Annotated in this window: 1 protein-coding gene; it reads right to left on the reverse strand. The window is 70.9% G+C overall.

Going from position 1 to position 2980, the window contains the following annotated elements; all coding sequences use genetic code 11:
* Positions 1 to 947: 947 nt before the first annotated feature.
* Positions 948 to 2894 carry a hypothetical protein gene (locus tag Q1L59_RS00370; RefSeq protein ID WP_300327317.1) on the reverse strand — a complete coding sequence of 649 codons (1947 nt, stop codon included), beginning with the start codon at positions 2892 to 2894 and terminating at the stop codon, positions 948 to 950.
* Positions 2895 to 2980 lie beyond the last annotated feature (86 nt).

Below are 2980 nucleotides of genomic sequence, written 5' to 3' on the forward strand. Positions count from 1 at the left end.
CCGCCCTCCTCGACGAACTCACCCAGCAGGAATTCCCACATCCGGAAACCGGAGCCAGAATGACCTTTGCGCTGGTCTAACGTGCCATCCGGGTTTCCTTCGAGATCCGGAAATCTGCAGTTGCTGCAACTCGTCGGCGGCGCAGGGCAGGCCGCTGTCGCGCGCCGCCGGGACGACGATCGCCATGCGCGCCACCGGCAGCGCCTGCGGCTGCGGGCGGGCAGCGGTCGCCGGCAGCCAGCGGCCGAGCAGATGCGCGCTGCCGAGCGGCGGCAGTTCGACGAAGCGGCCGTCGATCGTGCCGCTCGGCCGGATCAGCTCCCAGGGAAACGACAATTCGTCGGCGAAAATGGACAACGAGCGCGGCGGCTCGTCGAGCGCCATCAGCCGCAGGTATTCGTCGCGGAAGGCTTGCGGCAGATGCAGCCAGAGCTGCTTGCCGAGGTCGGCGAGCGTCGTCAGAAAGGCTTCGTTCCAGGCAGCGACGGCGGCATCGCAGGCGGCAGCGGACAAGCCGTCGTCGGGGAAGCGCGCGAAGCTCGGGTCGAGCGCCTGCGCGAGGTAGCTCGCCAGTTCCTGGCCGTCGAGATCGAAGCTGCCGAAGTCGCGCGCTTCGTACTCGGCGCCGGGAATCTGGCAGCGCAGAGTGAGCGTGAACACCTCGCAGCCGATCTGCGGCCGGCGCAGGATGACGACCAGGTCGGCTGCCTGGCGTGGCTGCCGCGCCAGGCGGAGCGTGCTGCGCCGCGCCGGACACTCCGCCGCGGCTTGCGGCGCAGCACGCGCATCGTGCGCGGCGGGGCTGCCATGCGCATCGTGCGCACGATGCGTGTCATCCGCCGGGACGACCAGCGTGCGCTGCGTCACGCCGCCGACGCAGTCGTTGCCGCGAAAGAACGAGACGACGATCGTCCGCTCGACCGGCGCGCTGCCCGGGTCGAGCGCGGTCAGCCGAAAGCGCGCGGTTTCGCATGCGGCGTCGCGCTCGCGCAGCACGCGCAGCGTCGCGTGCCGCGCGCCGGCGATGGAAAATCCCGGTGCGCTGACTTCGGTGACGAGTTCGATCTCGTCGCTGCCGGCGGCAAAGGCGAGCGCCATTCTCCCGGCCGCCGGCGCGCTGCTCGCCGGCAGTTCGAGACGGACGACGAGGTCGGCGCTGGCGCCGGTGGCGAGGCGCTGGCAGAAATCGACTGCGGGTTCGCGGCACACCGTATCCTCGCGCCCGCCCGGCGCGGCGCGCCAGGCGGCAGCGTCGCGCGTATCGTGCGCGTGCCCCGCGCCGCGCGGGGGCTGGGGGGCGGGCCGCGAAAGGCCGGGCGGCGGGCCAGCGCCGCCTGCCGCACGCGCTCGAAATGCGCCTCGATATGCGCCAGCGTGCGCGGCTCGGCGAAGAACGCGGTGTGCCAGACGCCGTCGGCAGCGGCGTAGCGCAGCGCGTCGGCAATCGGAAACGAGGGGTGGCCATTCGCCGCGAAAACGCCGTCGGTCGGCGCGACGAGGTCGTTGGCCAGCGCCTTGCCGTCGACGGTAAACACGCGATCGACCAGCGCGTCGGCGACGCCGGCAAAGCGATCGATCAGCCAGCCGTTGTCGCGCCCCGGCTGCGCTGCGAAGTCGGCGGCAGCGGCACTGTAGAGCGCCGGGCTGCGCTGCGCATTGCGGTTCAGCGTATCGACGATGTAGCCGCGCTGCATGCCGAGCGCGGCGATTCCCGGCAGCTCGTCGGTGATCGCGTACACGGCGAGCGTCACCAGGCCGAGCAGGACTTCAGTCGAGTAGGTCGCCGGTTCGTCCGGGAAAGCGGTGAGCAGGTTGCTGTAGAGGTCGATCAGCTCGCGCAGGTGTGCGGCGTCACCGAGCGGCGAGCCGGCGTTCGGCGTCGCGGCAAAATAGACGCTGCGCCAGCGGCAGGTGCTGGCGGGCAGCAGTTCAGCGCCGCGTTCGGCGAGCGTGCGCGCGACGATGCCGCCGCGACTGTGGCAGACGATGTCGAAGACCAGCGCTTCGTTCGGCGCCTGGCGTGCGATCATCTGCAGCAGTTGGCGCGCGTTGTCCTCGGGCGAAACGCTCACCGTCGGGTGGTTGAACGCCAGCAGGCGGCCGTCGTAGCGCTCGTACCAGCTTTGCAGCGCACTGCGCGGCAAAGCCGAGAGCATGCCTTCGACCGAGCTGAAGATGCCGTGCACCAGCAGCAACACCGGCCCGGCGCGCAGGCGCGACCAGTCGACGCTCGCTTCGTTTGCCGCCGGCGGCCGACGGTAGTTGTCGGGCGTCGGCTGCCAGAGGAATTGAGGACGATGGCGCTGCTCGACTTTCTCGGCGAACCAGCGCAGCGGATCACCGAGCAAGGCCGACAGCGCGGGCACGATCAGCACCTTGAAAATCTTGCGCCCGACGGTGGTCAACGGCCCGCGCAGGCTGCGTCGCGGCAGTCCACCGCGCAGGCTGGCGCGCGCCGGCGCGCTGCGCAAGGGGATGACGAAAACCGGCGGCGCCGGCCTGCGCCGAGGAGCGCGCGCGGGCGATTCGGCTGCCATCGCCAAGTGCCAACTGACGCCGCCCGATTCGTCCTGATAAAGGACGACGCGCGGCGCCGCATCGCCCGCGGGGATCGCCGGGCGCAGCGTCAGCCGGTCGTCGGCGCCGGCGCGCAGCTCGCTCGCTTCGAGGCTGATCGTTTCCTGCTCACGAATGCCGAGTTCCTTCAGCGCACGCGTGAAGCTCACCGCGCTATCGGCCTGCGCCGGAACGGCCGCCGAGCGCAGCGCTCCGCTCTCCGGGCGCCGCTGGTGCACCCAGCCGTTGCCGCCGAGTCCCTCGATGATCGTTCCATTGCCGAAGCGTATCGGCGCCGGCTCCACCGCCGTATCGAGCTGCCTGCTTTCCTCTGCCATGCCTGCTCCCCCTTGGCCGAACCGTCGCGCGCACGTCAGCGCGCAGCATGGCCATTTCCCTTGCCGAGCGCAAGCGCGGAACGCGG

The organism is Accumulibacter sp. (assembly GCF_029255125.1).
Taxonomy (GTDB): domain Bacteria; phylum Pseudomonadota; class Gammaproteobacteria; order Burkholderiales; family Rhodocyclaceae; genus Accumulibacter.